The 3,252-nt window shown below is 53.8% G+C and carries 2 rRNA genes; both read left to right on the top strand.

Annotated elements, in window-relative coordinates:
* Positions 1-111: 111 nt before the first annotated feature.
* Positions 112-3,023 (top strand): 23S ribosomal RNA (locus tag AM629_RS20690).
* A gap of 106 nt (positions 3,024-3,129) precedes the next feature.
* A 5S ribosomal RNA gene (gene rrf, locus AM629_RS20685) occupies positions 3,130-3,245 on the top strand.
* Positions 3,246-3,252: the final 7 nt, after the last annotated feature.

The following is a 3,252-nucleotide window of genomic DNA, read 5'->3' as shown; positions in this document are numbered from 1 at the left end:
GCTCTTTAACAATCTGGAACAAGCTGAAAATTGAAAACTGTCAGTAATATCGAGAGGTATTATTGAAGAGTCTCTCAACACTCTGCGACCCAAGACGTCTTTGGGTTGTGAGGTTAAGCGAATAAGCGTACACGGTGGATGCCTAGGCAGTCAGAGGCGATGAAGGACGTGCTAATCTGCGAAAAGCGTCGGTGAGCTGATATGAAGCGTGATAAGCCGGCGATGTCCGAATGGGGAAACCCAGTGCAATGCGTTGCACTATCGTTTGATGAATAGATAGTCAAACGAGGCGAACCGGGGGAACTGAAACATCTCAGTACCCCGAGGAAAAGAAATCAACCGAGATTCCCCCAGTAGCGGCGAGCGAACGGGGAGGAGCCCAGAGTCTGCATCAGTGAAAGTGTGAGTGGAAGCGTCTGGAAAGGCGGACAAGAGAGGGTGACAGTCCCGTACACGAACATGCCTTTACTGTGAGCTCGATGAGTAGGGCGGGACACGAGATATCCTGTCTGAAGATGGGGGGACCATCCTCCAAGGCTAAATACTCCTGACTGACCGATAGTGAACCAGTACCGTGAGGGAAAGGCGAAAAGAACCCCGGCGAGGGGAGTGAAAGAGAACCTGAAACCGTGTACGTACAAGCAGTGGGAGCCCTGAGCAATTGGGGTGACTGCGTACCTTTTGTATAATGGGTCAGCGACTTATATTCTGTAGCAAGGTTAACCGAATAGGGGAGCCGCAGGGAAACCGAGTCTTAACTGGGCGCAAGAGTTGCAGGGTATAGACCCGAAACCCGGTGAGCTAGCCATGGGCAGGTTGAAGGTTGGGTAACACTAACTGGAGGACCGAACCGACTAATGTTGAAAAATTAGCGGATGACTTGTGGCTGGGGGTGAAAGGCCAATCAAACCGGGAGATAGCTGGTTCTCCCCGAAAGCTATTTAGGTAGCGCCTCGTGAGTTCATCTTCGGGGGTAGAGCACTGTTTCGGCTAGGGGGCCATCCCGGCTTACCAACCCGATGCAAACTGCGAATACCGAAGAATGTCATCACGGGAGACACACGGCGGGTGCTAACGTCCGTCGTGAAGAGGGAAACAACCCAGACCGCCAGCTAAGGTCCCGAAGTCATGGTTAAGTGGGAAACGATGTGGGAAGGCCCAGACAGCCAGGATGTTGGCTTAGAAGCAGCCATCATTGAAAGAAAGCGTAATAGCTCACTGGTCGAGTCGGCCTGCGCGGAAGATGTAACGGGGCTAAACCATGCACCGAAGCTGCGGCAGCGACATGTAAGTGTGGCTGGGTAGGGGAGCGTTCTGTAAGCCGTTGAAGGTGGCGCTGTGAGGCCTGCTGGAGGTATCAGAAGTGCGAATGCTGACATAAGTAACGATAAAGCGGGTGAAAAACCCGCTCGCCGGAAGACCAAGGGTTCCTGTCCAACGTTAATCGGGGCAGGGTGAGTCGACCCCTAAGGTGAGGCTGAAAAGCGTAGCTGATGGGAAACAGGTTAATATTCCTGTACTGAATGTGACTGCGAAGGGGGGACGGAGAAGGCTAGGCCATCCGGGCGACGGTTGTCCCGGTTTAAGCGTGTAGGTGGAGAGAGCAGGAAAATCCGCTCTTTTATTCACACTGAGGCGTGATGACGAGCCGCTACGGCGGTGAAGTGGTTGATGCCCGGCTTCCAGGAAAAGCCTCTAAGCATCAGGTCACATTGAATCGTACCCCAAACCGACACAGGTGGTCAGGTAGAGAATACTCAGGCGCTTGAGAGAACTCGGGTGAAGGAACTAGGCAAAATGGTGCCGTAACTTCGGGAGAAGGCACGCTGGCGTTAGGTGAAGGGCGCACGCCCGGAGCTGAGGCCAGTCGCAGAGACCAGCTGGCTGCAACTGTTTATTAAAAACACAGCACTGTGCAAACACGAAAGTGGACGTATACGGTGTGACGCCTGCCCGGTGCTGGAAGGTTAATTGATGGGGTTAGCGCGCGAGTGCGAGGCTCTTGATAGAAGCCCCAGTAAACGGCGGCCGTAACTATAACGGTCCTAAGGTAGCGAAATTCCTTGTCGGGTAAGTTCCGACCTGCACGAATGGCGTAATGATGGCCAGGCTGTCTCCACCCGAGACTCAGTGAAATTGAACTCGCTGTGAAGATGCAGTGTCCCCGCGGCAAGACGGAAAGACCCCGTGAACCTTTACTATAGCTTGACACTGAACATGGAGCCTTGATGTGTAGGATAGGTGGGAGGCTTGGAAGTGTGGACGCCAGTCTGCATGGAGCCATCCTTGAAATACCACCCTTGAATGTTTGATGTTCTCACTTAGGCCCGTGACCCGGGCTGAGGACAGTGTCTGGTGGGTAGTTTGACTGGGGCGGTCTCCTCCTAAAGCGTAACGGAGGAGCACGAAGGTTAGCTAATCACGGTCGGACATCGTGAGGTTAGTGCAAAGGCATAAGCTAGCTTGACTGCGAGAGTGACGGCTCGAGCAGGTACGAAAGTAGGTCTTAGTGATCCGGTGGTTCTGTATGGAAGGGCCATCGCTCAACGGATAAAAGGTACTCCGGGGATAACAGGCTGATACCGCCCAAGAGTTCATATCGACGGCGGTGTTTGGCACCTCGATGTCGGCTCATCACATCCTGGGGCTGAAGTAGGTCCCAAGGGTATGGCTGTTCGCCATTTAAAGTGGTACGCGAGCTGGGTTTAGAACGTCGTGAGACAGTTCGGTCCCTATCTGCCGTGGGCGCAGGAAGATTGAAAGGGGCTGCTCCTAGTACGAGAGGACCGGAGTGGACGCACCACTGGTGTACGGGTTGTCATGCCAATGGCATCGCCCGGTAGCTAAGTGCGGGAGAGATAACCGCTGAAAGCATCTAAGCGGGAAACTTGCCTTGAGATGAGTCTTCCCTTGACTTTAGGTCACGGAAGGAACGTTTAAGACGAAGACGTGGATAGGCTGGGTGTGTAAGTGCAGTGATGCATTGAGCTGACCAGTACTAATGAGCCGAGAGGCTTAACCTTACAACGCCAAAGGGGTTTTGGGGATGTTGTTGAGAGAGAATTTTGGCTTGTTCGGAGATTGATTCTGGTGGCTGCGTAGGCGGCGACGGGAAGGAAACAGAATATGCCTGGCGGCGATAGCGCGGTGGTCCCACCTGACCCCATGCCGAACTCAGCAGTGAAACGCCGTAGCGCCGATGGTAGTGTGGGGTCTCCCCATGCGAGAGTAGGACACTGCCAGGCTTTAAAT

The sequence above is a fragment of the Photorhabdus heterorhabditis genome (assembly GCF_001280945.1).
Taxonomy (GTDB): Bacteria; Pseudomonadota; Gammaproteobacteria; order Enterobacterales; family Enterobacteriaceae; genus Photorhabdus; species Photorhabdus heterorhabditis.
This window is presented reverse-complemented; position numbering and strand designations above follow the sequence as displayed.